This is a genomic window from Olsenella sp. An293 (assembly GCF_002159495.1).
Lineage (GTDB): Bacteria > Actinomycetota > Coriobacteriia > Coriobacteriales > Atopobiaceae > Thermophilibacter.
Window position 1 is genome coordinate 26,042 of record NZ_NFIT01000015.1, and the last position, 25,852, is coordinate 51,893.

General features: G+C 61.1%; 23 protein-coding genes and 1 pseudogene. 5 read left to right on the forward strand and 19 right to left on the reverse strand.

What is annotated here, in order from left to right; genetic code table 11:
* Positions 1–111: 111 nt before the first annotated feature.
* From ygeW to B5F85_RS09275, 4 genes are all read right to left on the reverse strand, one after another.
* Complete coding sequence (gene ygeW / locus B5F85_RS09260) at positions 112–1,314, reverse strand: knotted carbamoyltransferase YgeW (protein WP_087316595.1); 1,203 nt, start codon at positions 1,312–1,314, stop codon at positions 112–114.
* A 170-nt stretch (positions 1,315–1,484) separates the two neighbouring features.
* Positions 1,485–2,891, reverse strand: a complete 1,407-nt coding sequence (locus B5F85_RS09265) for a YgeY family selenium metabolism-linked hydrolase (RefSeq protein ID WP_204204732.1) — start codon at positions 2,889–2,891, stop codon at positions 1,485–1,487.
* Positions 2,892–2,961: 70 nt separating this feature from the next.
* Positions 2,962–4,176 (reverse strand): diaminopropionate ammonia-lyase, encoded by a 1,215-nt coding sequence (gene dpaL, locus B5F85_RS09270; protein ID WP_087316597.1) that lies wholly within the window; start codon positions 4,174–4,176, stop codon positions 2,962–2,964.
* Positions 4,177–4,757: 581 nt separating this feature from the next.
* Positions 4,758–6,377 carry a peptide chain release factor 3 gene (locus tag B5F85_RS09275; RefSeq protein WP_087316599.1) on the reverse strand — a complete coding sequence of 540 codons (1,620 nt, stop codon included), beginning with the start codon at positions 6,375–6,377 and terminating at the stop codon, positions 4,758–4,760.
* A gap of 305 nt (positions 6,378–6,682) precedes the next feature.
* Here B5F85_RS09275 and B5F85_RS09280 point away from each other — a divergent pair, with 305 nt between their 5' ends.
* On the forward strand, positions 6,683–7,006 hold the full coding sequence (locus B5F85_RS09280; RefSeq protein WP_087316600.1) for a hypothetical protein: 324 nt from the start codon (positions 6,683–6,685) through the stop codon (positions 7,004–7,006).
* A 374-nt stretch (positions 7,007–7,380) separates the two neighbouring features.
* On the forward strand, positions 7,381–8,769 hold the full coding sequence (locus B5F85_RS09285; protein WP_087316602.1) for an ATP-binding protein: 1,389 nt from the start codon (positions 7,381–7,383) through the stop codon (positions 8,767–8,769).
* A 55-nt stretch (positions 8,770–8,824) separates the two neighbouring features.
* Here the strand turns inward: B5F85_RS09285 and B5F85_RS09290 are convergent, their stop codons facing one another.
* From B5F85_RS09290 to B5F85_RS09315, 6 genes and pseudogenes are all read right to left on the reverse strand, one after another.
* A complete protein-coding gene (locus tag B5F85_RS09290; protein WP_204204733.1) occupies positions 8,825–9,565 on the reverse strand; it encodes a 3-oxoacyl-ACP reductase family protein in 741 nt (246 codons plus the stop codon).
* Positions 9,566–9,713: 148 nt separating this feature from the next.
* Positions 9,714–10,082, reverse strand: a complete 369-nt coding sequence (locus B5F85_RS09295; protein ID WP_239386841.1) for a YccF domain-containing protein — start codon at positions 10,080–10,082, stop codon at positions 9,714–9,716.
* A gap of 114 nt (positions 10,083–10,196) precedes the next feature.
* On the reverse strand, positions 10,197–10,973 hold the full coding sequence (locus B5F85_RS09300) for an ADP-ribosylglycohydrolase family protein (protein WP_087316604.1): 777 nt from the start codon (positions 10,971–10,973) through the stop codon (positions 10,197–10,199).
* Between the two features lie 46 nt (positions 10,974–11,019).
* Positions 11,020–11,235 (reverse strand): annotated as a pseudogene (locus B5F85_RS09305) (Txe/YoeB family addiction module toxin); the annotation flags it as partial.
* Positions 11,236–11,269: 34 nt separating this feature from the next.
* Complete coding sequence (locus B5F85_RS09310) at positions 11,270–11,554, reverse strand: type II toxin-antitoxin system prevent-host-death family antitoxin (protein ID WP_158094595.1); 285 nt, start codon at positions 11,552–11,554, stop codon at positions 11,270–11,272.
* A gap of 87 nt (positions 11,555–11,641) precedes the next feature.
* Positions 11,642–12,217 carry a helix-turn-helix domain-containing protein gene (locus tag B5F85_RS09315; RefSeq protein ID WP_087316608.1) on the reverse strand — a complete coding sequence of 192 codons (576 nt, stop codon included), beginning with the start codon at positions 12,215–12,217 and terminating at the stop codon, positions 11,642–11,644.
* Positions 12,218–12,349: 132 nt separating this feature from the next.
* Here B5F85_RS09315 and B5F85_RS09320 point away from each other — a divergent pair, with 132 nt between their 5' ends.
* Positions 12,350–12,967, forward strand: a complete 618-nt coding sequence (locus B5F85_RS09320; protein WP_087316610.1) for an SOS response-associated peptidase family protein — start codon at positions 12,350–12,352, stop codon at positions 12,965–12,967.
* 30 nt (positions 12,968–12,997) lie between these two features.
* Here B5F85_RS09320 and B5F85_RS09325 read toward each other — a convergent pair whose 3' ends face one another.
* Together B5F85_RS09325 and B5F85_RS09330 are read right to left on the reverse strand one after the other, a co-directional pair.
* Positions 12,998–13,570, reverse strand: coding sequence for a DUF4268 domain-containing protein (locus B5F85_RS09325; protein WP_087316612.1), 573 nt, complete (start codon positions 13,568–13,570; stop codon positions 12,998–13,000).
* Between the two features lie 217 nt (positions 13,571–13,787).
* On the reverse strand, positions 13,788–16,184 hold the full coding sequence (locus B5F85_RS09330) for a hypothetical protein (protein ID WP_087316614.1): 2,397 nt from the start codon (positions 16,182–16,184) through the stop codon (positions 13,788–13,790).
* Positions 16,185–16,635: 451 nt separating this feature from the next.
* On the opposite strand from B5F85_RS09330, the gene B5F85_RS09335 reads away from it, so the two are divergent.
* A complete protein-coding gene (locus B5F85_RS09335; protein WP_087316616.1) occupies positions 16,636–18,057 on the forward strand; it encodes a hypothetical protein in 1,422 nt (473 codons plus the stop codon).
* Between the two features lie 222 nt (positions 18,058–18,279).
* On the opposite strand, the gene B5F85_RS09340 is transcribed toward B5F85_RS09335, so the two are convergent.
* The 4 genes from B5F85_RS09340 to B5F85_RS10935 form a co-directional block, all read right to left on the reverse strand.
* Positions 18,280–18,732 carry a hypothetical protein gene (locus tag B5F85_RS09340; protein ID WP_087316617.1) on the reverse strand — a complete coding sequence of 151 codons (453 nt, stop codon included), beginning with the start codon at positions 18,730–18,732 and terminating at the stop codon, positions 18,280–18,282.
* Between the two features lie 15 nt (positions 18,733–18,747).
* Positions 18,748–19,806, reverse strand: coding sequence for a 5-methylcytosine-specific restriction endonuclease system specificity protein McrC (gene mcrC / locus B5F85_RS09345; RefSeq protein ID WP_087316619.1), 1,059 nt, complete (start codon positions 19,804–19,806; stop codon positions 18,748–18,750).
* On the reverse strand, positions 19,803–22,202 hold the full coding sequence (locus tag B5F85_RS09350; protein WP_087316621.1) for an AAA family ATPase: 2,400 nt from the start codon (positions 22,200–22,202) through the stop codon (positions 19,803–19,805). The genes mcrC and B5F85_RS09350 overlap by 4 nt, the downstream gene beginning before the upstream one ends.
* Before the next feature lie 398 nt (positions 22,203–22,600).
* On the reverse strand, positions 22,601–22,732 hold the full coding sequence (locus B5F85_RS10935; RefSeq protein WP_255373663.1) for a hypothetical protein: 132 nt from the start codon (positions 22,730–22,732) through the stop codon (positions 22,601–22,603).
* Positions 22,733–22,864: 132 nt separating this feature from the next.
* Here B5F85_RS10935 and B5F85_RS09355 point away from each other — a divergent pair, with 132 nt between their 5' ends.
* Entirely contained in the window at positions 22,865–24,559 is a 1,695-nt protein-coding gene (locus B5F85_RS09355) for a DUF2075 domain-containing protein (protein ID WP_087316624.1), read from the forward strand.
* Here the strand turns inward: B5F85_RS09355 and B5F85_RS09360 are convergent.
* The 3 genes from B5F85_RS09360 to B5F85_RS09370 are packed head-to-tail and all read right to left on the reverse strand — an operon-like array spanning position 24,556 to position 25,813.
* On the reverse strand, positions 24,556–24,891 hold the full coding sequence (locus tag B5F85_RS09360; RefSeq protein ID WP_087316626.1) for a nucleotide pyrophosphohydrolase: 336 nt from the start codon (positions 24,889–24,891) through the stop codon (positions 24,556–24,558). The two genes, B5F85_RS09355 and B5F85_RS09360, sit on opposite strands and share 4 nt — an antisense overlap.
* A gap of 55 nt (positions 24,892–24,946) precedes the next feature.
* Positions 24,947–25,282: a hypothetical protein gene (locus B5F85_RS09365; RefSeq protein ID WP_087316628.1), complete on the reverse strand. Its 336-nt coding sequence runs from the start codon at positions 25,280–25,282 to the stop codon at positions 24,947–24,949.
* 3 nt (positions 25,283–25,285) lie between these two features.
* Positions 25,286–25,813: a hypothetical protein gene (locus B5F85_RS09370; protein WP_087316629.1), complete on the reverse strand. Its 528-nt coding sequence runs from the start codon at positions 25,811–25,813 to the stop codon at positions 25,286–25,288.
* Positions 25,814–25,852: the final 39 nt, after the last annotated feature.

Here is a 25,852-nt window from a genome sequence, read left to right on the forward strand (position 1 = left end):
TGCCCTCTCAACGTAAGGACGGGGCCGCCCATAAGTCAGTGAGCGACTTCTGCGCGAGGCGCAGCGAGCGAACGACTTATGGGCGGCCCTCACCCGGACGAGCGATTGTTACTACGCCTGGTTCCAGCGGGGCTTGGCCGCGGCCTCGAGCGCCGCGAGCGTGGCCACGGGGTCCTTGACCTTCTGCAGGAAGATCATGGCCGCGATGGCGTACGGCTTGTAGCTGGCCTCCTTGTACATGCCCACGCGGTGCATGTCAAAGACGTCGGCCATGACCTCGCCGTGCTCGCAGGAGACGCCGGAGATGTCAGCGGGCAGCGGGTGCATGTAAATCGTGTCGTCGCCGTGAGCGGTCTTGGCCATGAGCTCGCGCGTGGAGCACCAGTCCATGTGGGTGGCGTTCTGGGCGAGAAGCTCCTTCTCCAGCGCCTTGATGCCGGCGTCGTCGCCCTCGGCGTAGAGGTTGGTGCGCTTCTCCATGGCGGCGTAGGGGGCCCAGCTCTTGGGGATGACGATGTCGGCGCCCTCGAAGGCCTCGGCCATGGTGTTCACCTGCTTGAAGGTGCAGCCGGACTCGGCGGCGTAGGCCTTGGCGGCCTCCACGCGATCGCCCATGAGGTCGTAGCCCTCGGGGTGGGCCAGCGTGACGTCCATGCCAAAGCGCGGGAGCAGCGAGATGAGCGACTGCGGGCAGGAGAGCGGCTTGCCGTAGCTCGGGGAGTAGGCCCAGGTCACGGCCACCTTCTTGCCGCGGAGGTTCTCCAGGCCGCCAAACTCCTCGATGAGGTAGAGCATGTCGGCGGAGGACTGGGTCGGGTGGTCGGAGTCGGACTGCAGGGAGATGAGGGTCGGGCGGTGGTCGAGCACGCCGTCCTTGTAGGCCTCGTCAACGGACTCGGCGACCTCGGCCATGTAGGCGTCGCCCTTGCCGATGTACATGTCGTCGCGGATGCCGATGACGTCGGCCATGAAGGAGATCATCGTGGCGGTCTCGCGGACGGTCTCGCCGTGGGCGATCTGAGACTTGCCCTCGTCGAGGTCCTGGAGCTGGAGGCCCAGGAGGTTCGTGGCCTTGGAGAACGAGAAGCGCGTGCGGGTGGAGTTGTCACGGAACAGCGACACCGCGAGGCCGGAGTCAAAGATGCGCGAGGAGATGTTGCGCTCGCGGAGGTTGCGCAGGGCCGCGGCCACGGCGTAGAGGGCGCGCAGCTCGTCGGTGGTCTTGTCCCAGGTGTGCAGGAAGTCGGCGTTGTACATGCCAGAGAAGTCGTAGCCCTTGAGCTCGTCGAGAAGCGCGGAGAAGTCCTTGGCCATTGTGGTTTCCTTTCAATCGAATACGCGAGACGTACGGGTCAGTCCTAAGTCAGCGAGCGCCGTTGTGACGGAGCAGATTGCCCCGAAGGAGGAGGGCGCACGCCTGGAGTGCGGCGCCCGACGAGTGAGGGGCAAGATGCCCGTCACAACGGTGCGCAGCGTCGAGAACGTTACTTGATGTCGTTGTCAGTGGCGCCGGCGCGGAAGACGGTGACGTCGCCGGTCTTCTTGGACGGGTCGTAGAGGTTGAGCGCGGCTGTGTAGAGCGCGGCGCAGGTCACGAGGTCCTGCTTGTAGGTGACCTCGTTGGGCGCGTGCGCCTGGCTCTCGGCGCCGGGGCCAAAGCCCACGCAGGGGATGCCGTAGCGACCCTGGATGGAGACGCAGTTGGTCGAGAAGGTCCACTTGTCCGTGAGCGGGCGGCCGGCGCGCTTGTCCATGGAGGCCTCGCAGCCGATGCGCTCGTCGCCGTAGAGGGCGTGGTGCGCGTCAACGAGGGCCTGGACGTGGGCCGCGCTCTCGGCGTTGATCCACGTGGGGAAGTAGGCCTCGGTCTCGTAGACGGTGCCCTTCCAGCTCGGGCGATCGTACATGTACATGGAGACCTTGACGTCGTCGCCGTACTTCTTGACGGACGGAAGGTCGCGGATCTCCTGGAGGCAGGAGTCCCAGGTCTCGCCGGCGGTCATGCGGCGGTCGATGGAGATCGCGCAGGAGTCGGCGACGGCGCAGCGGCTCGGGGAGGTGTAGAAGATCTGGGAGACGGTGCAGGTGCCGCGACCGAGGAAGCGCGCATCCTCGAAGTGCTCGGGGTTGTACTTGGGGTCGAGCATCTTGACGAGGCCCTTGATGTCGGTGGACTCGTCGCAGCCGTTGTTGTTGAGGGCGCGGACGTCGGCGATGATGTCGGCCATCTTGTAGATGGCGTTGTCGCCGCGGTCGGGCGCGGAGCCGTGGCAGGAGACGCCGTGGACGTCGACGCGAATCTCCATGCGGCCGCGGTGGCCACGGTAGATGCCGCCGTCGGTGGGCTCGGTGGAGATCACAAAGTCAATCTTCTCGCACGCGTCCTCGGGGCCGTCGAAGTACTTGTTGACGATGTACTGCCAGCACATGCCGTCGCAGTCCTCCTCCTGGACGGAACCGACGACCATGATCTTGTAGCCCTCGGGGATCAGTCCCAGGTCCTTCATCATCTTCGCGGCGTACGTAGCGGACGCCATGCCGCCCTCCTGGTCGGAGCCGCCGCGGCCGTAGATGAGCTCGTCGGTCTCGTAGCCCTCGTAGGGGTCGGCCTCCCAGTTGTCGCGGTTGCCGATGCCCACGGTGTCGATGTGGGAGTCGATGGCGATGATCTTGTCGCCCTCGCCCATCCAGCCGATGACGTTGCCCAGGCCGTCGACCTCGACCTTGTCAAAGCCGAGCTTCTCCATCTCGGCCTTGATGCAGGCCACGACCTCGCCCTCCTCGCAGGACTCGGAGGGGTGGGAAATCATCGCGCGCAGGAAGGCGGTCATGTCCTTGCCGTAGGCCTCCGCGGCGCTCTTGATCTCGTCGAAGTTCAGTTCCTTGGCCATTTTGCTTACGTCCTTTCTGACGCTTCCGTTGTGTCTTGTGCCGAGAAGAACCCGTTCTTCTCGCTCTCCCCTACTCGGCGGGGTACGCGCCCTCCCAGACGACCTTGCGGTAGTTCACGGGATCGGTGTCTCCCTCGGTCGAGAACATGAGCACGGAGCTCTTCTCGTCCAGGCCGATGGCATCGCGGAGCTCGGCGTACTCGTCGGACTCCATGAGCGTGGTGATCAGGCCCGCGCCCACGGCGCCGGACTCGCCGGAGATGACGCGCGGATCGCCCTTCTTGGGGGCGCCGAGGACGCGCATGCCCTTGGCGGCGACCCAGTTGGGGCAGCTCACGAAGACGCTCACGTGGTTGCGCAGGATGTCCCAGCCCAGGGTGTTGGGCTCGCCGCACGCGAGGCCCGCCATGATCGTGGGCATGTCGCCGTCCACGATGCGAGGCTCGCCGTCGCCGGCCAGGGCGCCCTTGTAGAGGCAGGCCGCGGTGTCGGCCTCCATCACCACGAAGATGGGCGGGTTCTCCGGGAAGAGGTTGGTGAAGTAGCCCACGACGCCGCCGGCAAGGGAGCCCACGCCGGCCTGAACGAAGACGTGCGTCGGGCGCTCGACGCCGGCAGCGCGCAGCTGCTCGGCCGCCTCGGAGGCCATGGTGCCGTAGCCCTCCATGATCCAGGACGGAATCTCCTCGTAGCCCTCCCAGGCGGTGTCCTGCACGATGACGCCGTTCTCGCAGGCCTCGGCCTCGGCGGCGGCCATGCGGACGCACTCGTCGTAGTTGACGTCCTCGATTGTGACCTCGGCGCCCTCGGCGGCGATGTTGTCAAAGCGGCTCTTCACGCTGCCCTTGGGCATGTGCACGACGGCCTTCTGGCCGAGCTTGTTGGCGGCCCAGGCCACGCCGCGGCCGTGGTTGCCGTCCGTGGCGGTGAAGAAGGTGGCCTGGCCGAAGTCGCGGGCGAGCTCGTCGCTCGTGAGGTAGTCGTAGGTCATCTCGGAGACCGGGCGGCCGATCTTCTGGGCGATGTAGTTGGCCATGGCGAAGGAGCCGCCGAGCACCTTGAAGGCGTTGAGGCCAAAGCGGCAGGACTCGTCCTTGACGGCGAGGTTCGCGAGGCCAAGCTCCCCCGCCAGCGCGTCGAGCTTGGCGAGGGGCGTGACGTCGTACTGCGGGAAGCTCCGGTGGAAGCTTCGGGCTGCCTCCACGTTCTCAAGGGACATGATGCCCAGGTGCGCATCGTCGCTCTTGGGCATCTTGTTGACAACCCACTTGATCTTCTCGCTCACGCTTCCTCCTTGCTTCGCCTGCGTGCGTGCCAACTTTTTGTCTGCTTACCAAACAGAAAGTTTGTTAGCCCATATATTCCCACATTTCAAGGGTGTTGCAAGGGGATTTTTTTCTGCGCGGTGAGCGTCGCGTTTGCATCGGCGAGCGGTGTCGGCCGTGCGTGCCACTTCACAACCAGCACACGGCCAAACGCGGGCCAGCTGATGTAACTTCGGAATGGTGTGCGAGTGCAATCCGCACGCGAAATCGGGTGCCGGAGAAGCCTTCGCTCTGCAATTTGGCCCTTCGATCCATTTTTCGCGGCTCCCACGAACAAAAGTCGCCTTCGATCCATGCGAAATGAGCTGTATTTGCTTCGACTCTCTCGAATGGATTCACTATTGATTGTATTTATTTAAGTTTTCTAAAGCAGACCATCGTCGCTGGCCAAAAATCGCATGGATTGAAGGCGACTTTTGTTTTCTGGAGCCCGGCAAAATGGATCGAAGGGCGTTTTTGCACGGTCGGGCGCCCCATAGGGGCGCCCGACAAGGCGATTCCTCAATTGTTGCCGGCCGCGCCGCCCGCCGAACGCCCGTCCCTAGAAGGTCACGTTGCCAAACTCGGAGAGACGCAGGTCGGGGTTGTGCTCAATCGCCCAGTCGAGGTTCCACTGGCTCGTGAAGAGCAGCAGCTTGCCCCCGCGCATGTCCTCCACGCGAAGCGTCTCCCTCGTGAGGTTGAGCGAGCGAATGTCCACCTCGCCTTCAGACTCGTCGATCCAACGAATCAGGCTGTAGGGCAGCGGCGAGCGGTAGACCTCGACGTGGTACTCGCTCTTGAGGCGCTGCTCGAGCACCTCGAACTGCAGCACGCCGACCACGCCCACGATCACGCGCTCCATGCCGGCTCCATACTCGCGGAAGATCTGGATGGCGCCCTCCTGCGCGAGCTCCTCCATGCCCTTGACGAACTGCTTGCGCTTGAGCGTGTCAACCTGCTCGATGCGCGCGAAGTGCTCGGGCGCGAAGGTGGGGATTCCGGCGTAGCGGACGTGACCGCCCACCTTGCACAGCGTGTCGCCGATGGAGAAGATGCCCGGGTCGAAGAGGCCCACGATGTCGCCGGCATACGCCTCGTCCACGGTGGCGCGGTCGTCGGCCATCATCGCCGTGCCGGTGGCGAGCTTGATCTTGCGGCCACCCTGGACGTGCCAGGCGTCCATCCCGCGCTCGAACTTTCCCGAGCAGATGCGCAGGAAGGCGATGCGGTCGCGGTGGTTCTTGTCCATGTTGGCCTGGATCTTAAAGACGAAGCCGGAGAAGTCCGGGTCCGCGGCCTCCACCGGCTCGCCCGTCTCGGCGTCGACGTGGGCCGACGGCGCAGGCGCCAGGCGCAGGAAGTCGCGCAGGAACGGCTCCACGCCAAAGTTGGTGAGCGCCGAGCCAAAGAAGACGGGGCTGAGCTTGCCCGTGCGCACGGCCTCGAGGTCGAACTCGTGGTCCGCGCCGTCGAGCAGCTCGATGTCGTCCATGAGGTTGCGGTGGTTCTCCTCGCCGATGAGCTCGTCGAGGGCGGCGTCGCCGAGCTCGGCCTCGACCTCGTTCACGCGCTTGGTGGCGTTGGCGCGGCCGTCTCCCTCGAAGGCGAGGACGTGTCGGCTCGCACGGTCGAAGACGCCGCGGAACGTGCGGCCGTTGCCGATGGGCCAGTTCATGGGGTAGGTGCCGATGCCGAGCACGCTCTCGATCTCCTCCATGAGGTCAAAGGGGTCGCGCGTCTCGTGGTCGAGCTTGTTCACGAAGGTGAAGATGGGGATGCCGCGCAGCGCGCAGACCTTGAAGAGCTTGACGGTCTGGGCCTCGACGCCCTTGGCGCCGTCGATGACCATGACCGCGGAGTCGGCCGCCATGAGCGTGCGGTAGGTGTCCTCGGAGAAGTCCTGGTGACCGGGGGTGTCGAGGATGTTCACGCAGCAGCCGCCGTAGGTGAACTGCAGGACCGAGGAGGTGACGGAGATGCCGCGCGCCTTCTCGATGTCCATCCAGTCGGAGACCGCGTGCTTGGCGCTCGACTTGCCCTTGACCGAGCCGGCGCTCTGGATGGTGCCGGTGTAGAGCAGGAGCTTCTCGGTGAGCGTGGTCTTGCCCGCGTCCGGGTGCGAGATGATGGCAAACGTGCGGCGCGAGGCGATCTGTTCGGCAAGGCTGGCGCTGGGCATGGGTCTTCTTTCGTGTCGTGCGGTGATTCGAAGGGGTGCCCCTTCGCATCTGTTTTCGTATTCGGCCCAGCCATTGTAGCGAGAAGCGCGGGCGCGGGACACGGCTTCGGCCGTGTTCACCGTGTTTCCCCGGACAAAGTGGCGCCATGATGAGGGGCGGGCTTTGTCCGGGGAAGCATGGTGATGCGCGGGCGAGAAGAACGCGCGGGTGCAGGGTTTGTCGGAAGTGACTTACAGAACCGTCACAGCCACATGCGAGCTGAGACGAGCGGGCATACTCACCTCAATCGAAACGAGGAGGGAACATGGACCGCTGCAAGAGCATGCGCGCGTGCGAGTTGATGGCTGGGTTCGAGGAGGCGATCGCACGGGAGCCGGCATCGAGGGGATCGGCCGAGGCCGCCGCGGTCATCGGACAGGCATGCCAGGTCCTGCGCAGCGGCAACGTGAGCTACAAGGCGCGCGACTACGCGCTGGCGCGGGCACACGGGCACTTGCGGAGGCTCATCGGCTTTGGCGACCTTGCGCTCTCGGACGAGGCACGGGATCGCTGGCGGGAGCTGGACGCCTTCGTATGCGGGCCGGCGCTCAAGGACCTGCGCGGCGTCGGCGGGGCGGGCGTGGCGTGAGGCAGGCCAGCTCGCCGCGATATGGCGCTGCACCTCTCCTGCCTCAACCTCCCGCAAACACGTCGAGAAGAACGGGAAGATGCGGCTTTCGACAGGAGCAGTGACATGTCCACCCTCGACATGTTGGATGATTGCAAATGGAGGCCAAGGCCATCGATCGCCGCCCCACTCACCAGGAAGAGCCCCTCGGCTGTGTTGGCTTCACGCGCTCATTGCCGACCTCGCCCACGCACCCCGTGTAGGGTGCGACATACGCTGGTCCCCATGAGCCAGTACACCTAAACGCATTCGGATCACCTCTTGCGCTCCCCAAACTGCTACACTTTACTCAGTTTTTTTGACTCAACTTTTTTGAGTAAAATGAGGTGAGCGAAATGGAGTTCATCGGACGCGAGCGCGAGCAGGCAAAGCTCATCAAGCAGTTCTCCTCCCCCGCCCAAAACGCAACGCTCATCTACGGCAGGCGCCGCGTCGGCAAGAGCGAGCTCATCCTCCACACGATGCGCCAGGCTCAGACCGCTGGCACGCGAACCATCTATTACGAGTGCCGCCAGACCACGGCAGAGAACAACGCGAGCAGTCTGTCCGAGGTCATCGGCAGCACCTTCGACATGCCCCCGCTCGCCTTCGCCAGCATAGAGGCGGCGCTTCGGTTCGTCCTCGAACGCGCGCTTAGCGAGAAGATCGTACTCGCCATCGACGAGTACCCCTACCTGCACGACGTCGTGAGGGGGATGGATAGCATCCTGCAGGTTCTTCTCGATGAGTATCGAGACCGCTCGAAACTCTCCCTCGTGCTCTGCGGCTCATGCGTCGAGGTCATGAAGTCCCTGCTCGAGCAGGATAACCCCCTCTATGGGCGCGTCGACCTCAAGATCAACCTTCAACCGATGGACTACCTAGAGTCTTCGCAGTTCTACCCCGAGAGCCCGTGCGCGGACAAAGTGCGGCTGTACAGCGTGTTCGGAGGGATTCCGTACTACAACCGCCTCATCGAGCGCGGCAGATCCGTGCGCGAGAACCTCATCAACCTCGTTCTCCAGCCAGACGCGCGCCTCGAGGACGAGGTTCCCGCCTACCTGCTCTCCGAGGTCTCCAAGATCAGCAACGCGCACGAGGTCTTTCTCGCCCTTGCAGATGGACACACGCGCTACAAGGACATCCTCAGCCAGTCCCACATCTCAAGCGGCGCCACGCTCGTGAACGTGCTCAACAAGCTGATTGAGATGCAGCTCGTCGACCGGCGCGCGCCCATCAACGACCCAACGAACAAGAAGCGAACATCCTACGTCATTTGCGACGGGCTCACGAGGTTCTACTATCGCTACGTCTTCCGGTATCTCTCGCAGCGCAGCGTGCTCGACCCCGGAACCTTCTACGACCGCTACGTGAACGATGACTTTGAGCAGCAGTTTGTCCCGCATGCCTTCGAGGAGGTGTGCCGCCAGCACCTCGTGAGGCAGAACCGTGCGGGCAACATCGAGCCGCCCTTCGACCTGATTGGCACGTACTCCTACGACGACCCGGCAACGAGGACAAACGGAGAGTTCGTCGTGGTCACCAGAGACCCGATGGGCTACACGTTCTACGAGGCGAAGTTCCGCTCCACACCCGTCACTCAGCGAATGATCGACGAGGAGATCAAGCAGGTGCAGCGGACGGGGCTTCTGTGCCACCGGTACGGGTTCTTCTCGCGCTCTGGGTTTGAGTCGGTCGGCGACAAGCGGACAGTGCTTATCGGGCTGGAGGAGATGTACGAGTAGGCCGTGGCGCGCCGGCCCCGAGCCCCCGAGGCCAGCGCGCCCTGTCGGCCGGCGCCTACACCGTCATGCCACCATCGACGGCCAGGACCTCGCCCGTCACGTAGGACGCGAGGTCGCTCGCCAGGTAGACGAAGGCGTTGGCCACGTCCTCGGGCTGGCCCACGCGACGCAGCGGGATGCCGGCTGCAATCGGGGCGATCATCTCCTCGGGCAGGCTCGCCACCATGTCCGTGGCCGTGACGCCCGGCGCGACGGCGTTCACGCGGATGCCGCGCGGCCCCAGCTCGCGCGCGAGCGAGATCGTGATGCCGTTCACCGCGAACTTGGACATGGGATAGGCCACGCCGGAGGGCTGGCCCATCTTGCTCACCATGGAGCTCGTGTTGATGATGACGCCGCCCTCGCCGAGCACGCGCGACGCCGCCTGGCAGCCGTTGAGCACGCCCTTGACGTTGATGTCGATGATCTTGTCGAACTCCTCGGGCGTGTAGGCGTCGAGCGGCGTGGACTGGGAGATGCCGGCGTTGTTGCACACGACGTCGAGCCCTCCAAAGCGCTCCGCCACCTGGCGGAAGGCGGCCTCGAGCTCCGCCTCGTCGGCGACGCTCGGCCAGATGGCCATCACGGGGGCGTCCGGGTTCTCGGCAAGGATTCCGTCGAGGGCCTTCTGCGCGGTCTCCTCGCGGCTCCCGCAGAGTGCCACGTTGGCACCCTCCTCCAGGAAGCGCTTGACGATGGCGAGGCCGATCCCGCGCGAGCCTCCGGTGACGACGGCGGTCTTTCCCTTGAGCAGCATGGCGTTCCCTTCTGTGCTGATACGAATATGGGTTGCCCCTACCCTACCCAGCACAGGGCGAGAAGAACGCGGGGGCTTGGCGTCGCTCGGCGTAGGGCGCGACGTCACTCGGCGAGCGCGGGATGCAGGGCTGCGCCCCGGCCTCGCCCTACCGCACCTCGGCGCCAAACGGCCACAGCGTGAGCTTGGCCATCTTGAAGAGCTGCAGGCCAAATGGGATGCCGATGACGGTCACGCAGTAGATAGCGCCCTCGATGAGGTAGCACAGGGCTGACCACCAGCCGCCCAGGAGCAGCCAGACGACGTTGGCCGCCACCGAGGGCGCGCCTCCGCCGTAGACGATCTCCTTGCCAAACGGCGCCAGGGTGAGGCTCGCCATCTTGAACGCCTGCCGCCCGATGGGGATGCCCACGATCGTGACGTGGCAGATCACGCCGACGATGAGAAAGCCGAGCGCCGTCACCCAGCCGCCCGTGAGGATCCAGATGAGGTTGAACAGCACGCTCAGACAGCCCATGGCAGACCTTTCGCACGACGAGACAACGCGACCGCGATGAGAAAAGTGTACCCGTGCGCGGCGAGAAGGACGCTGCGGCTTGAGGCGCCCGACGTGAGCCTCTAAAGCTCCGCCTCAGAACAGGCAGCCCTCGATGACGTCTGTGCCCCGTAGCGTATCGAGCCACTCGGCCGGGATCCCCTCGATGCCGTAGACGATGCCGGCGAGCGCGCCGGCGACGGCGGCCGTGGTGTCCGTGTCGTCCCCGAGGTTCACCGCGGCGAGCGCGCACTCGGCGTAGCTCGACGTGGTGGCGAGGCACCAGAGCGCGGCGTCGAACGTGTCGCGCACGAAGCCGCCGGAGCCGATCTCGTCCACGGGACGCCAGGCGACGTCGCCCGCCACGTCCGCCGGGCTCGCGCCGGCGATGAGGTCCCGCGCGATATGCACCATGGCGACGCACGCCTCCGTCGAGGTCGGGTGCGCGTGCGTGATCGCGGAGACGGCGCGCACCTCGTCGTCGGTGGCGTCGGTGAACGCGAGCGGGACCGTGCGCATGAGCGAGCCGTTGCCGTTGTCCCACTCCCCCGCAAGGCCGCACCCGCGCTCGAGCGCCTCGCGCGTGGCGTTGCCGATGTCGAAGAGCCCGTCGACCGTGTAAGCACCCTCGCGATACCACCGCACGAAGCGCTCGCGGATGTCGTCGACATCAATGCGCCCCAGCTCACGGTAGCTGTCGCAGATTGCGAGCGCCATCGACGTGTCGTCACTCCACGTGCCCGCCGGCTGGTCGTGGCTACCGTGGCCGACCATGTCCGTGCAGCATAATGAGCCCCGCGGACGAAACTCGTACGGCACGCCCAACGCGTCGGCCGCCGCCTGGCCGTAAACGCAGTCGCGAAGTGTTGGCATGGTGGGACTCCTTAATTCGCGCTCGGACGTAGCCCGAAGGCACCGCTCACTCGTAGTGGTCCTTTGCCGAGTGAAGCATCAGCGTATCACCCGAAACCTCGTAGACGAGGCGGTTTGTATGATCGATTCGCCTCGACCACATGCCGGAGAGATTCCCTCGAAGCGGCTCGGGCTTGCCGATGCCAGAGAACGGGTCTTGCTCGATGTCCCTGACGAGCTGGTTGATGCGTTTGAACATCTTCCGGTCATGGGCCTGCCACCAGAGGTAGTCCTCTTAGGCAAGCTCCGACCAGGCCTTAATCATCGTCCTGCCCGTCATCGATCAGCTCGTGCACGGAGACGCCGCCGCACGCGAACTGATCACGGCTCTTCATGAGCTTGTCGCTGAGGTAGCGGTTCTGCGCGATGTAGAGGTTCTCGATGAGGTTGTCGTAGTCTCGAGCGTTCAAGACCACGACGTTGGCGTCCGGATCTTTGCTCGTCACCATGACGGGCTCGGTGTCATCTCGGGTCTTGTCGAGATGCGCCCTCAGATCGCGGCGAAACGCACTGTAGGAGACGCCCTGTATGCGGTCCTCCAATCCTGTACAGGATATGGTGCCACTATGTCAGACGGCTCACCTCGCTTCTTGCCGAGAAGAACGTCTCGTCCAAGCCACAAACGCCCGTCACTCCCCCACAACGTTCTCTTGGGTGACGGTCCAGACCTCGTCGGAATCAGCATCGGAAACATCGCGAATACCCCTAGAGAAGAGAACGTCGGCAATCTCGTGCAGGTAGTAGCTCTTGGCGTCGTCTCCGAGCATCTTGGCAACCTGATTCGCAATCCCATCTACCAGTCGCGCATTGACCGAGGCCCTCGTAACCATGCGATTAGTCCCGCTCATCCAGGACTCAAGCAGCCCCGCCTTGCAGAGCTGGGCAACGCGCGCTCGAGAGACGCCCAGCTCCCGCGCTGCGTCAGCCGCCGTCATGGCAGGGATGTCCTCGAGGGTACGCTCCACCGCGATCGCGATGATCTGCCCGCCGTGCTCGGGCTTGTGACCGAACTCCATCGGAGGCAGCTCAATGCCCCTGATGAGATGATCCTCAACCGCGCAGCCTAGGAAATCGGCCGCGTACTCGACCGCATCAACAAGGTCATCACCACACGTTGCCCCATAACCAAAGTCCCCACAGGGAAATGCGTTGATGCCATTTCCGCTCTCATCAGGAAAGAACTCAAACTCCCAGACGTAGACCATGCGGCCTCCCTATTCGCTGAGCTTAACAGTGCTAATATTATCACCGTTAAGCAAGTATTGTCACTACAAGGAGTGCACAAAACGCCCCCGCTGTGGATATGCTGAGAAAAACGAAGACAAAGGGAGGCCGAGATGTGCGTGAGGATGTGCCCGCTCACCGCCGAGGAGGCGCAGGCCGTGCTGGACGCCCGCGCGACTCCCGGTACCCACGCCATTCGCTATGTCGATCGCCCGGACCCCACGCTCGACGCCCGGCCCGGCAGCCTCGTGCCCGTGTACATCCCAAAGGACGGCGGCCTCGCCGTCGCACAGCTCACGTGGGGCTTCGAGCTCAATGGCAAGCCGAACGCTGTCTTCAATACGCGCATCGAGTCCGCCCTGGAGCAGCTGCGCCCGAACGGGCGCGGCATGTGGACAAAGGCGATAGCGGAGGGTCGCTGCCTCGTGCCCATCCGGGCGTTCCACGAGTCGCACGCCACGGAGAAGGTCACCAGCGAGAAGACCGGCAGGCCCGTGAAGCGGCAGTACCTGTTCCGCCTCCCCGGCGCCAGGGCGTTTCTGCTCGCCGCCGTACACGAAGGCGACCGGTTCTCCGTCGTCACCACCGCGCCCAACGCCAGCGTCGCTCTGGTGCACAACCGCATGCCGCTCGTGCTCGGACCCGGGGAGTCGGGCGCCTGGCTGGGACCGGGGTTCGCCGGACTCGCGGACCGCAGCAACATCGCGCTCGCGTCGGAGCCGGAGCGCTGAGCGGCCCGATGAGTCGGGCCTTTCTTGTGCTCAGAGGCTTCCGGAATCCCGTAGCAGCCCCGCCACCGCACGCATCCTCAGCAGCCCCGCCACGAGCCACGCGTATAGCTCGTCCCAGTGCTCCGACGCAAGATCGGTGTCCAGCCGTACCACAAGCTCACGGTTCTTCTCGCTCGGCTCTCGCCAGAGAATTGAGCCGCCAAGACTGCCGAGCATCGCCTCGACCTTATCGCGGCGCGCAAGCAGCCCCTCATACAGCGCCACGTCGGTGATCCAAAGGTTCACCCCAACCCAACCATCTCGCTGGGCGAAGTACGCCGTGGAGTGGACATCTCGAATGCCCAGGCCAAACGTCGCATACCAGCTTCTGTTCTCAGCCCTGTTCGACGGATCGGAATACGCGTTTACAAAGTCCTGCCGCTCGCCGCAGTACTCGTAGAACCCGTCCCAGAAGAGCGACCTCAGGTCGGGATTCTCCACCTTGGCCAGGCACCCCGCCCTGACCTCGGAGAGCAGCGGTCCGCCCCCCGGCCCGCGTCGAACATCCAGGCGGCCAGCCCCCCTGAGTGATCGGTCGTGCCTGCATCGCAGGTCGATGGACATGGAAGGCCTCCCATCTCTCGGGCTTCTATTTCCGTGTCCAAGAAATGGGAGGCATTCGAGCCCCGAGAGCAGTGCTGTCCTTGGAGAAGCAGCGCCAGAACGTCCGGGCGGCAATTGCAGCAGCCTTCTCGTCGTCGGTCGGCTCGACGATCTGCGCTGGGCGCTGATTCGTATGCGCGCGTCCTTCCCCCATTGCTCGTCGCCTTTCAGCAAGTCATCACGAGGTCATCATTACGGCGTCTCCGTCATTTCCGTCCTCCGAAGCAGAGACAACAGCCAAGGTCTTGAAAATCTCCTCGTACGAAGGAAGAATGAAACACGGTCGCTTTGCCACTATCTCATCAAAGATCGGACCGAGGAACGCGCGGAGTACGTCCTCCTGTTGGTCAGCACCCATCGCGTCCTCAAACACCGTCTTCAGGTCGTCCTGAGGAACCTCGTTGAGCTTCTCCACCAGCAGGTCAATCTCAGACTCGCTCAGCATATACTCCACCGCCAAGCAGGAAACAACGGCATTAAGCAGACGACCCATGGTCTCCGCATCGTCCTCGTGAAGAATCCCGCCCACCGTTCCAACGGCAAGGGATCCTACGGCACCACCCACAAACCCGCCAACTATGCCGACAGCAGTCCCCACTCCCGGTGCAACCGGCGTACCAATGGCTCCGCCCACCTTTGCTGCGGCCACGCCGGCGGCAACGGTCCCTCCGATTCCTCCCGCAACTGATCCCGCCAAGGAGGCGATGTTCTTTGTGTACTGTGCACCAGAAATCTTCCGAGAAACAAGCCTGTACGTCTCGGGGACCGAGAAGACCGCCATGGTAACTGCCGCAGAAAGTGCGTTGCTCCTCGCCATGCGCGCCAAACTCTTCGTGGCAGCAGCGCCGGCAATTTGCGTACTCTGACCTGAAATCGCCCGAAGCCCATTGGCGATGGTCCGCGTTGCTGACGAGCTGAGTCTCCCGACCAGTTGCTCGCTCGGAGCGGCAAGGGACTTGGCAAAGCTTGTCCGCGCAATCTGAGAGATGAGCATATGCTGGGCAAAGGCAAGTCCGAAGACCTGGACACCAGCCGCCACGCCTGACTGAACCGCGCGCCCCACATCCTTCGTCTGGCTCCACGTAAGGAAGGCAGTTGTCACAAAGGTGATGCCCATTGCGCAAGAGCAGGTGATGACGCCCGTCGAGGCATCGTACTTGAGCGAATCGATGTTGCCTGCTTTCGTGAGATTCTTCGCCTGGGCATACGTAAGACGGCCCTTTCGCACGATCTTCTCAGCATCGTTTGGGTCGGAGACTCCGGGCACCTTACCCTGGCGAATCTTGATGCGAAACCCCTCCAGCACCTGATCGTACTGATCGCTGGGAACTTCGAGCTGCATCGGAGCTCCGTCATGCATGTAGCGGTACTGGCCCGTCTTGGGGTCGAACCCGGACTCGAGCGCCCCTCTCCATTTGCTGTAGTACTTCGTCTGAATTAGGACGTCGCCACCCTTCTGGTGAATTACTCGGTCCGGACCATTCTTTTCGTTTTTTGGACCGCACCACTCAGCTCGCTTCCCGTGGAGAAGGTCGGCAACATGATTCGCCTTCTCCGCCATCTCCCCGTGGCCTGCCTCAAGGTTGACAGCAGCCTTCTTCTCCAGAAGGACCGCTTCGTCAGCAGAGAGTCGCTCGGCAAGAGCGATTCCGGCATCCACCACAGGTGCAGATGCATCCCCTGCTATGAAGGTAGTTATATTTCCTGACTCTCCTTCGGCATAGCCCTGACCATCCGAAAGCTCGTCGCAAGCACGGACAAACGCCTCGAAATGCCCCTCCGCAACGCGAAGAACGATGCTGTCCTCAGTCTCTGATGAGAACTCTCGAGGATCAAAGTATTCCCACCGCACATACCTCAGAGATGCAACCTCAGGCTGTTTCCCTCCAACAAGCGCATCGAGTTGGAGGGGGTCGACATCAGACCTGATAAAGACCCCGCATTCGGTAAGCGCAATGCCGCTCGGCCGCAGGTCAAACTCTGCATCGAGCCAGAGCACGTGCTGTTCCCGAGGTATTGGGAAGGCCTCTTTTGCCTGAGCGGCCGTAGAATCCGTAAGCTCCGTCGGGGAGGGGCCGAACGCCTTCTCCAAGGCGAGCATCCAATGCGAAGCCCCCATGCCCAGCTCAGACAGAACTTTTTGATGATAGGAGGCGATTTCCTTCTCCCTCATCTCGCGCATAGACGTCTCGACCGCAGACGCGGCACCCGATACTGCGCTACCAACAATCGTCGCTGCCGCACCCACGGTGTCCGCAACAGCGCCCGCTGCCCCGGCGCCCATCGAGACGGCGGCGCCCGCGGCTTCCGAGACGGCCGCTGCGGCTGAGCCTGCCGTTGCCAACACCGCCTCTTGTGCGACGCCAGCATAGTCCGCCACGGCGTTTCCCGCATCGTTCGCCGCAGCACCAATCGCCTCTCCTGCCGCGTTTGCGGCATCGGAGACTGCCCCACCGACCTCGTCCGCCTTCTCCTTAAGCGCTTTGCCGGCATCATCGGCGGCATGGCTTATCGCTCCAGCAGCGCTGTTGGCTACCTCAGCCGCATTTCTGACGAAATCATCAAAGATTCCCATGTGGACTCCTCTTTGAGCACTCAATTCAGTTGGCTAATCTGCAGTTCATTTGCAAGCTAGACTAGCGCGATAGTCTCGAGATGAGGTAGAAAATGCGGCGTGAGGTCGAAGGCATGCCGTAATTGTCATATACGACCAACGGACAGTCATGACACGCAAGAAGGGTAGCTATACACGCTCGCGGACAAGACGACTCCACTCATGGATCGTTCGCCGTGAATTCTATGACAGATCTTGATCTTCTCCCGACTTCGAGAGATCCTAGCCTCGCCTACCCGGACGGGTGGCCGGAGCGTGGAGGATCGGAGATCCTCAGACATAGCGAGAATACGCCATGAGTGAGGTATATTCCATTTGTCTGAGGCCGGGAGACCGGCTTTTCTCTTCTCTCGGGGAAGTTCTCCAACCCTCGCACCGTTTGCTGGATAGTCAAACGCAGAAAGGGTTCATCATGAAGAGCGGCAACACGACCATCATCAGGCTTTCCCAGAGTTTCGAGCAGCAAATCGGCCTCATCACCCGTGTCATCGGGCTCATGTCACCCAAGTTTCTCGTCGGACTGATCGACCAGCTCGACCTCGACGCCAACCCCAGGAACTCCCGTCTCGGGAGCGTCACGAGCGCCATCCAGGAGTCCATCGAGAAGGACGAGGGCGTCGGAAAGAAGTCCAAGCTCTTCCCCATCAAGTCCAAGGGTATCCTCGTCGCAGCCTCGTGGTACGAGGCGCTCGACAGGAACCGCTATCGCCTAGAGTTCGTCGACCGCAGCACCGAGGGCATCCTCGACGGCGGTCACAACACGCTTGCCATCGGGGCGTACATCCTTTCCCAGGCGGCCAAGTTTGCGGGAACGCCAGCACCCTCTCGACGCGACATGGCAATCTGGGACGACTTCAAGCACGTCTGGGTGGATCGTCGTGATGAGATCGAGTCCTACATCAAGGCGATCCACGACGATGCGGACGGGCTCGCCGAGCAGGGCGTCGGCCTCCTCGACTTCCTCATCCCCGTCGAGCTCATCCTTCCGGCAAATCCCAACGACGAGCTTTGCGTCGACAGCTTCCGCTCCTCCCTCCTTGAGATTTGCGACGCGCGAAACAACAACGCACAGCTCACGCAGGGAACGAAAGGTAACCAGGAGGGCCTCTTCGACTCCTTCAAGGCGCTGTTCGCCGAGAAGAACCCGGAGTTCGCGAGCCAGATCAGCTGGAAGACCAACGATGGCGGAAGCATCCAGAGCCGTAGCCTCGTTGCCCTTGCCTGGATCGCACTCTCAAAGACCACATATGTGCAGGATGGCCCCGACAAGATTCTGGACGCCCCCTCTGCAGTTCTCACCTACAGTGGCAAGGAGAAGTGCCTGGAGAAGTACCTCACGCTTCTCAGGAACGACAAGATCTCAAGGTCTTTTGGTCAGAAGCGCGAGCTGAGGGATTCCCAGGTCGCCAGCGCTCTCAGAGTGGCAACGGATCTGCCCGCCCTTTTCGACCGCATCTACCAGATCTTCCCCGACTGCTACAACACCATCGGATCCTTCGGGAAGATCAGCGCCGTCAAGAGCCTCATGAACAAGAACAACGACTACAAGACCCCGTTCTTCGGTCGCAAGGCTGACAAGCCCGTACCCGATGGCTTCATCTACCCGCTTATCTACGGACTCAGGGCCCTCATCGAAGTTGACGAGAAGACCGACGAGGTAGTTTGGAAGACCGATCCGTATTGCTTCATCGAGACCGACGCGTTCAAGTCTGCCGTCGTCCAGTACTGCGGCGTCATTCAACAGTCCGACTATGACCCGCAGAAGGTAGGCAAGGGCGCCTTCAGCTACACCTCCGCCGAGAACGCAGTGACGCTGGCATATCTGACGAAGTAGCCAGGTCGCACGACTGACAAGCGCGGCGGCTGTTCCGCAGTATAAGCGGAGACAGCCGCCGCATCTTCACTCGCCGCCTCCTACTCCACGTGCAATGTCACAACGCCAGAAAGCCATCCGCTCCATTCGAATTCTCAAGCTGATGGATGAACCTCTCCATGCCCTATGCTCTCAAGCTCTCACCAGCCCAAATCTCCCTATGGAATGATGCGAGTGCAAGCTCTATAGGATTGGAATCCTGTTCCTGGGCGACACCCTCTCGTTGAGCTCCCTCAACCTAGCAAGAGAAACTTGATACTGTCCGGTCTTCGAACGCTTCTTGCCGGCAAAGAGCTGCCAGACCGGCTTTCCAGGACCGTTGTAGACCTCACTCAGGCATCCCTCGGCATCGATGCTGAACACTAGAAGATACTCAGGCTCCTCGTAGATCCCAACCGAACGCCGCTGAGTCGCCTTTATCTGCACAAGGCGGCCATCGGGAGCTTTGCCGTCATGAGTCTCGCACCCAGCGGTAAACAGACTGATGCCGTATCGTTCGGCGGCAAACACCTCACCGATACTCCCCACCAAATGACCGTCCGGCGTGAAGTGCCTGCCAGGATACATCTTCTCGAGCCTGGCCGTCAGCGCGTAGAGCTCGTTGATGATGGCTGTCAGCTCACGCATCTTATCCATGGTCCGATACACCCCCTAGAGGAAATGCTCTTCGGCAATAGCGTCGAGCTGGGCCCGAATGACATCGAACGGCTGATTGAGGTCAAGCGTCTTCACGCTTATCTGGTTTCCGCTCATCTGGTAAGTTCCGTCAGGCTGGATATCCTCGTCGGTCTTGGCATAGAGCAGCATCCCGGAGACCTTATGCGACGCCCCCGTGCGGGCAAGCTCTGCCTCCTTGTTCTTCACGTAGGTGAAGATCTGATACAAATTGCCCGAATGGATGCGACGAACATCCCAGTTTACATGCATCGAGTGCGTGTAGTACTTTGCATCGATGATGAGGACACGGCTATCCCGGCTAAGCACGATGTCGCTTTGCATCACAGGAAGCATCGTTCCAAAGCCATCGTCCAACGCCCATTTAATCTGCGGAGAGCTGGCCTTGGCTACGCGACACTCGGCGGCGTAATACTCAAGAATGAACTTCTCGTAGAGCCGTTCCATATACTCGGGCTTGATATAGGTCATAAGCCGCATCTCGCCGCGCTCGTTCGTGAGCAGCATTCCTTGGAGTACCAGCTGACACACCGACATCAACATGCGATAGCTCTGCGTATTACGCGTATAGCGAATGGACGACCATCGAATATCGGCAGGATCAATCTCCTCCACGCCGGCAAGGAACGGCATGGGTCTTTTCAGCTCGTCACGATGAGCCGTGCTCACATCCCCGTGACGCAACAGCATCATTGCCGTCGTCTTGAGGACTCGGTTCATCAGGTTGTCTTCGGACAGCTCGTCATACTCACACGAGACGGCCTGCCTGCGAGCGAGGCGGCTCCTCATCGTACCCGGCAGGTCAATCTTCCCCCGCAGCGCCATGAGGTCCTCAGTCCGGCTCAGGTACTCGCGATGCAAGCCCTGCTTGAGCTGGCGTGCGATGCCCTTCGCTAATATCGAGGAGAACAGGTCGTGGATCCGCTCGAAGTCTTCGCCCGCAACGTCATCCTCGCGATCGGGGCGTAGATCCTGGAACGCATAGGAGAGCATGTAGTAGATGTTCTTGATGAAAATGCTCTTGTCCTTGATCATTGCTGGAATACCCCGTGGAGGACGTTCTCCCAGCGCGTAACCTTGGCCTCGTCATCGAACCAGTACTCGGATAGCATCGGGAGGATGTCATAGTCAACAACCTCGCGAAGCCACTCGTCAGAAGCGCTATCGCGCCCGCAGAAATAGCTGTGCCCGATGCAGAAGCCTCGTCCGAGCGACTTATCGCGGGCTATCTCAGCGTTCAGCTCCTTGACCTTCGCCACTAGCTCATCGAGCGTGTCGCTCTTGAGCGACTTTTGATACGCAATGAAGCCCCTAGAGTCGAATCCCGGTTCCATCTCGAAGAAGCTGAACCTACGGCGAAGGGCATAATCAATCATCGCCAGCGAGCGATCGGCTGTGTTCATCATGCCAATGATATAGAGGTTGGGAGGCACGCTGAAAGGCAGTCCGTTGTATGCGAGCGTCACCTTATGTCCACGATAGTCCCGTTCTATGAGCATCAAAAGCTCGCCGAATATCTTTGACATATTGCCGCGATTGATCTCGTCGATGATGAAGAGGAACTCCTTGTCGGGCTGATTGGCCGCCTTCTGGCAGAAGCGGTAGAACACGCCGTACTTCAGCTCGAAGGTATCACCCTGGGGCTTATAGCCCATCATGAAGTCCTCGTAGGAGTAGTTCTGGTGGAACTGGACGAACTCGATGCGACCATTGTCCTTTTCGCCCATAAGCGACCAGGCGAGTCGGGTGGCAGCAAAGGTCTTCCCCACGCCGGGGGCGCCCTGCAGGATGACGTTCTTCTTGTTGCGAAGCACCGAGGAGAGCCTGTCGTATCGTTCCTCGGTCATATAGACGTCCTTGAGGAAGTCCTCCCGACCGTAGCGCTCAGCCGCCCTCTCCTCAGAAAGAGGATTCTCCTCTCGGATGAGGTCGAGAATGAAGTCATACTCGCCAGGAGTCAGTTTGAAGAGGCTTCCCTGCGGGCTGACAAAGTACTCCATCTTCTCGAGTTCGGGGCATTCGCGCAGCGTCTGGTAGTCAATGGGCGTAGCAAGCCCCTCGACCTTCTCGAAGCAGAGCCGCTCGCCGTCTTGTTCTGAGGTTATCTTGGCAATGGCAACGATCTGCTTCACGGGGTTTGACTCGTAGCCAATGACCATGTCTCCGGCTTTTGCGTCAAGGAAGTTCTGGAAAATGCGACGCTTGTTGCCGTTCTCGTTGTAGAGGGTGTATGACTGGACCTCGCCGACGGCAATGTCGGAGAAGCTCCAGATCTTGGGGTTGGCGTTGAGCCACCAGTAGCCATGGGAGTCCTCGCCATCAGAGTCTGACGCGTAGAGCGCCACGTGAGACATATCAAAGCGGTCAATTGCATCCGACAACTCGTCGCGCAGCTTCCATGTATTGGACCCGTCTTCATCCTTGCCCGCCGGGCGACCAACGTAGAGGACAGGCCACCACATAGGGCTACCCGCATCTCGCCCAATAACTGGGCAACCAGCTTTCTCCGCCACCCTCTTTGCAAGCGCCGAGGAACCTGAGTTATAGAAGTTCTTGGTGCCTCCGTACTTCACCGCAAGCTGGGTGCAGGTCGCGGCCCCACCATAGTCCTTGAGGCGCTTCACTATCTCCAGACTACTCTCGGTGAAGACCGTTTCGTCCCCCAGCAGCGACAGCCAGTCTTCTGCGGATAGCCCTGGATCGTACTCGGCCATTGCGGGGAACCAATCGCTTGCAGCAATCCCCTGCTTGCCGGAGATGTACCGGCTGATGTAGAAGCACACGTCGATAGTGAGCGTACGCAGCTCGGGATCTGGGTAGCATTCGGGTGTAATCTGGGAGCCCAGCAGCCTTACGAGCTCATCGTCCTTCTTGAGCTCAACGCACACCTCATCGTAAAACGCCAGGTGATTTCGAATGTTATCTGCATAGGCACCCTTCTTGAAGCTATAGCTTGCCTCAAGCTCTACCGCCGCATTCTTCACCTCGCCAAACTTGTAGATGTAGTACCTATCTGGATAGCGCAACCAGAGGTATGTGGTGATAGCGTTCTCAGTCTGATAATGCTGGCCAGCACCATTGCCGTACCTCTCGAGCAGAGTTGCGAAGCCCTGTTTGAACGCATTGATGCGCCCGTAGTAGTCACCGCTCTCATCAAACAGAGCGATGAACAGGGAGCGAACCTCCTCTGGAGCGGCTTTCGCAAAGTACACGAGCATCCTTGCCGGAAAGTTGTTCATGGAAGCGAGAAGGTTGTAGGTCTTTGCGAGGGAGCGCTCGAGCATGCCCGCGAAGTCGTCGGCATTCACGTCCCAGTTGTCCTGGAAGTGCTTCACGGCCTCCCACTTGTACTTCTCCTCGCCCCACTGGCGGGCAACAAAGTTCCTCTTGTACTCTACGAGCACTTCATTTAGACGAGCTCGATTGATCATGACCCGGCTCCTTTATTCGTCGCGCATCAACGCGTTCCATGCATTCCGGAAAATGTTGGAGACGCCACGAAGCGGTGGACTATCTCAATCTGCCGCCGAGGCAATCCCGCCCATTCCACAGCATGCTAACGCACGAGTCTCCTCTGGAAGAATCGAAACGCCTATATCCCGGACCGCTGGCGATAAACGTGTGATGACCGGCAACGAAGAGGGTGGGCGCATTGGTGAAGGTCCCGCCCGAGAAGTCCAGCGGATCTTTCACGTGCCAGCTGTTCTCGAGCGTGGAAAGCAAGCAGAGGCCCCACTTGAATGTGGAGCTCCTTGAGAAGGTCCGCCATCTGTTTAGGCTTGTCGTAGCCGTTGTCCGCGATGTTACGCTTGAAGAGAGGATAAACGTCTCAAGCGGCGATGCTGGCAGGGGCATTGACGACCGTGAGCCAGTTGTGCATGACCTCGTCGTAGCTGTCCGCCCCGAGCGTCTCCTCGATCTTGCGCCAGTAGTTGGCGTAGAGGTCCTCCCGCTTGTCCATGGGAAGACCTATGGGCCCGAAGTTGCGAATAAGGCATGCAGTAGAGAATTCAATACCTCTAGGGTAACGGATAGAATAGCTGTACTGAGCTCGCAAGCAGCCCGTTGGACAACCGCAAGGGACGGAACCAACATGATTGAAGTTCCCACTCATATCTCTGCAGAGAAGCCCAAAGGTTCCCCCTTCTACATCTCGAGCACCGACTTTGTCTACGGACAACACCAAGAGCTTGTCGATGTTGACTTCAAGGAAGGCGTAATCACCAACTGGCCCCTCGTCTACATCTTGGCAAATGAGACCACCGCCTATGTTGGGCAGACAACCAGTGCCGCCAACAGGATGAACCAACACGGGGCAAACGAGGAGCGGAAGGACTTCACGACCATCAACTTGATCTACAACGCTGAGTTCAATAGCTCCGTCATCACCGACTACGAGCACAGGCTCATTGGCCTCATGCACGCAGATGGCAAGTACCGCCTCACCAACAAGAACGACGGAATGACCGATACGAACTACTTCTGCAAGTCCCAATACGCGGAGATGTTCAAGGACCTTTGGGAGGAGCTCCGAAAAGTTGAACTAGCGCAGCACACCATCGATGAGATTGAGGAGTCAGAGGTCTTCAAGTACTCGCCATTCAAGGGGCTGACCCCAGACCAGCGAGTCGCAATTGACGAGATTCAGATGGCAATCGAGGCAGGGCTTGAGAACGCGCGTCCCGTAGTGGTGGAGGGCATGCCCGGCACAGGAAAGACCATTCTTGCAATCTACCTCCTCAAGCAACTCAAGGACAACCCCGATTACAAGGGAATGAACATCCGCCTCCTTGAGCCGGTCACATCTCTGAGAAACACGCTTCGGAGCGCCCTAAAAACGGTGAGTGGGCTCTCGGAAGATGATGTCGTCGGACCACTTGACCTCGTAAAATCAAAGTACGGCTATTCTTCGAACGGCGAGAAGAGCTTTGACATCGTGCTCGTAGACGAGGCCCATCGACTGAAGCGCCGGGTAAACCTCGGAACCCAATACGGGAATTTCGACAAAACCAGTCAGATTCTCGGTCTTCCCAAAGAGACAAACCAAGTGGAGTGGCTGCTAAATGTAACTAAGCTGCCGATTTTCTTCTATGATCCTCTGCAGACCGTTGGGCCGTCCTGCGTTCTGGAGAACGACATACGGGCCGCCTTGGGACCAGCAATGAAGAACCCCATAAGACTGGACACGCAGATGCGCGTCAAGGGCGGGAAGGCATATCTCGACTACATCGCGGACATCCTTATGAACCACAACCCCACACCAACACGGTTTGAGGGCTACGAGCTGGTATTTCACGACACGATTGAGAGCTTCTACAGCAGTTTTGAGTCAACATATCACGAGCACGAGCTCAGCCGAATGGTCGCCGGCTATGCATGGAAGTGGCTTTCTAAGAATGATGCCAACGCATATGACATCGAGATCGATGAAGTGCGGCTCCGGTGGAATCGCACCTATGACAATTGGGTCGGCATAGGAATGACGGATGATTCGGCCGCTCACGAGGTTGGTTGCATCCACTCGATCCAGGGATACGATCTTAGCTATACCTATGTTCTCATCGGCGATGACCTCTACTATGACTCTCAGTCGAAAGAGATCGGAGCCAACAAGAACAGCTACTACGATCGAAATGGGAAGAATACCGCATCGGATAGCGAGCTGGATCAGTACATCAAAAACATCTACTACGTACTGCTAACCCGCGGCATCTATGGCACCCACATCTACGTGAAGAATCCCGTGCTGCGCAATCGACTGAGGAAGTACTTTCAATTTGAAGCCTAAAGCTCGGTGTACTTCTTAGGTGAGCCTACCGACTTTTCGACGGGATAGTGTTCGGCATTACGCCTTATCTTGTCGTGGAGTGCCGAAGGTATGTCAATCCCCTCGACATCGGCAAGGTAGATACAGTACATCATCACGTCTGCAAGCTCTTCGCACACTCGAGCCCTAGAGCCCTCGGGGCTGAGATTGTCCCCACTCCACTGGAAGCACTCGAGGAGCTCCGCCGCCTCGAGAGAAATCGAAAGAGCGAGATCTTTGGGGTTGTGAAACTGCAGCCAATCTCGGGCGTCTCGAAACGCCAAGGCCTCTTGTTGTACCTCGGAGAAAGTCATGCTGTCCCCTCTTGCTGCATGGTCGATACATTCATACTATGCCGTCCGCGATAACTCAACAAGAAAGTGTATCCTCCGCGTTGGAGGAGAAGCAGTCGAGCATGCTCGCTTCCTCGACGTCCATCACGTCCGCAAGCAGCTTGATGCCGCGCTCGTAGTTGAACGTCTTGGTCTCAGACTCGCAGGCGATCGAGCCGGTCTTGTACCCCACGTTGCGGGTGTAGTCGCCGAAGCCCGTGACCTCGATCTTCGGGACCATAATCTCCTTGGCGTTGCGCCCGGCGCGCGCCATGCGACGCGGAGAGTTCAGGCACGTCGAGCACGCGGCCCTCTTGTAGACCTCGTCCAGGACGGCGGTGTAGTTCTTGGTGTAGGCGATGCTGTTTGCCATCTGCTACTCCTCGCTCTCGGGAAGGCCGGCGATCCTGCGCCAGCGGCTCATCTGCGTGGACTCGTCGGCCCCGGCGGCGCCCGCGCTCGGCAGCCCCGTCGCGCCGGCCGGCGCCGGGGCGGCGGGCGCCGAGAAGAGCCAGGGCTCCGCGGCCTTGAGCTTCTCGATGTCGTTGTCGTGGTCGGCGAGAAGCGCGCGGGCGGCCTTGACGTTGCGCGCGCCCGCGAGCTGCAGCTCGAATCCGACGCGCTCCTCGTCGCCCCTGCGGCGGAGCTCGTCCATCTCCTTGCGCAGGGCCTCCGCGCCCTCGGCGGTCTTCGCGGCCTCCGCGATCTCGCCCTCGAGCTCCGCGATCCGCGCGTCACGCTCCTTGAGCGCCGCCTCGTAGTCCTCGCGCGCCTTGGCGGCGCCGTCGTCGACCTTGGGGGTCGCGGCGGCGCCATCGTCCCCGCTCACCTGCGCCGGCGCGCCCTGCGCCTGCTGCGCCGCGCCCTCGTTGACCTGCTTCGTCTCGTCCTGCAAGCCATCCATCTGCCCGTCCTTCCAGTAAGGCGGGCAAGAGGAAAGCCC